1 protein-coding gene is annotated in these 2,195 nt (G+C 53.3%); it reads left to right on the top strand.

Annotated elements, in window-relative coordinates; genetic code table 11:
• Positions 1 to 602: 602 nt before the first annotated feature.
• On the top strand, positions 603 to 2,033 hold the full coding sequence (locus tag TU80_RS30985; RefSeq protein ID WP_057006143.1) for an IS1182 family transposase: 1,431 nt from the start codon (positions 603 to 605) through the stop codon (positions 2,031 to 2,033).
• The last annotated feature ends 162 nt before the right edge of the window (positions 2,034 to 2,195 follow it).

Raw genomic sequence — 2,195 nt, 5'->3', positions numbered from 1 at the left:
TGGCCCAGAGTGTGTAAAAACGCTAAGGGGTCTCACTTTTAGGTTCTTCACCTGTCGGAAATCTATAAGCCTCGTGTCCCCGCACTCATACCGTCTTGACGTTAACAGCTGCGCCGATAGTGCCTCCGGAAACAGATACGATGTAGTCGGCCGCTCTTTGGCAAAGGGTGGCGTGCGATGAACGGATTACGAGGGTAAGAGGCATGAGCGAGAGCGGGTCAATGTCGATACGTTCTCCTGATGTGCCGCGAAGCGACAATGTCAGTTCCGTCCATTGGCGATCATCTGAACCTGCGCAGTCACCGTCAGAGTCAACATCACATCCGGTTCCCCATAGATGTTCAGCAATGCAATAGAAGGCCGGCAATGGTCTTTCTGGCGTGATTTGAATGGAATAGCAAGTAGACATGATTTGTTGGCCGTGCCTATCTGTCAGGAGGAGAAAGGGTATCTCGGAGCCTGAGGCTGAGCAATCAGAGTCGCTGCCCTCACACCGTCTATATATAGACATCCATTGGTGTCTGCGATTGCCCCGGCGTATGTAGAAACGACTCCGTGATGCCTTGCTATGATTGCTGAGGATTTTATCGCGGGGATTGCCTATGAAGCGCTTTATCCAAGGTGAACACCGAGGCCAAGGCACCCTACTTCCCGAAAGCCTCGACGACTACGTCAGCGATACCAATCCGGTACGCGTAGTTGACGTTTTCGTCGACGAACTCAACTTGGTCAATCTAGGTTTTGAAGGTGCCATTCCAGCCGATACTGGACGGCCGGCTTACCACCCCGCGATCCTGCTAAAGATCTACATCTACGGCTATCTCAACCGCATTCAGTCGAGCCGGCGGCTGGAACGAGAAGCTCAACGCAACGTCGAGCTGATGTGGTTGACCGGGCGTTTGATGCCGGATTTCAAGACCATCGCCAACTTCCGAAAAGACAACAGCAAGTCCATCCGAGGCGTCTGTCGCCAGTTCGTTATGCTGTGTCAGCAGTTGGGACTGTTTGGAGAACATCTGGTCGCCATTGATGGCAGTAAATTCAAAGCAGTCAACAACCGCGACCGCAATTTCACCAGCGCCAAACTGAAGCGGCGCATGGAAGAAATTGAATCGAGTATCAACCGTTACCTGGTGGCACTCGATGCTGCCGATCGGCAAGAACCCACAGCTTCCGAGCCCAGTGCCGTGCGGCTGGAAGAGAAAATCGCCAAGCTCAAAACTCAAATGAAGGAGCTTCAATCGATCGAAATCCAGCTCAATGAATCGCCGGATAAACAGGTCTCACTGACCGATCCAGACAGCCGTTCCATGATGACACGCGGCACCGGAATCGTCGGCTATAACGTACAGACAGCGGTCGATACCCAACACCATTTGATCGTTGCACATGAAGTCACTAACGTCGGTTCCGACCGCGATCAACTCAGCTCGATGGCCATGCAGGCCCGCGAGGCTGTCGCGTCAGAAACGTTGTCGGTAGTGGCTGATCGAGGTTACTTCAAAAGCGAAGAGATCCTGACTTGTCACGATGCAGGCATCACGGCCTATGTGCCCAAGCCGATGACCTCTGGAGCCAAAGCGGACGGACGTTTCAATAATGATGCCTTCATCTATGACGCGGCAAAAAACGAATATATTTGCCCAGCCGGAGAAGCACTGATCTGGCGCTATACCAACGTTGAAAAAGGCCTAACGCTGCACCGTTACTGGAGTTCGAAATGCAGGGGCTGCGCAATGAAATCGCAGTGCACTCCGAGCACGGAACGACGAATTCGACGCTGGGAACATGAAGCTGTACTGGAGGAAATGCAGGCCCGGCTAAGCAAAGCACCGGAGATGATGCGAGTCCGAAAACGGACTGTTGAGCATCCCTTCGGCACGCTCAAGCAATGGATGGGTGCGACGCACTTCCTGACCCGAAAGCTGGCCGGGGTGAGCGCGGAGATGAGCTTGAATGTGCTCGCCTACAACTTGAAGCGAGTCATGAAAATTCTCGGTATCAGCAGTTTAATGAAGGCACTGTCGGCCTGAAGAGGTCTTTATTTTGACCACCCAGCAAGGTAGAAGCGACGCAGGGGGCTCCCAGACCCAAGTGATGATCCGCAGGACTTGTTGTGAGCAATTACTCAGCTAACAGCCGTCGGCGCTTCGCGCCGACAGTGTACAAATGCGTTTTTACACACTCTGGGCCGA

The sequence above is a fragment of the Pseudomonas veronii genome (assembly GCF_001439695.1).
GTDB classification, from domain to species: domain Bacteria; phylum Pseudomonadota; class Gammaproteobacteria; order Pseudomonadales; family Pseudomonadaceae; genus Aquipseudomonas; species Aquipseudomonas veronii.
This window is presented reverse-complemented; position numbering and strand designations above follow the sequence as displayed.

Bases quoted from the DNA above. Each gene is read 5' to 3' on its own strand.
- TU80_RS30985 (WP_057006143.1), top strand. From the start codon at position 603: ATGAAGCGCTTTATCCAAGGTGAACACCGAGGCCAAGGCACCCTACTT.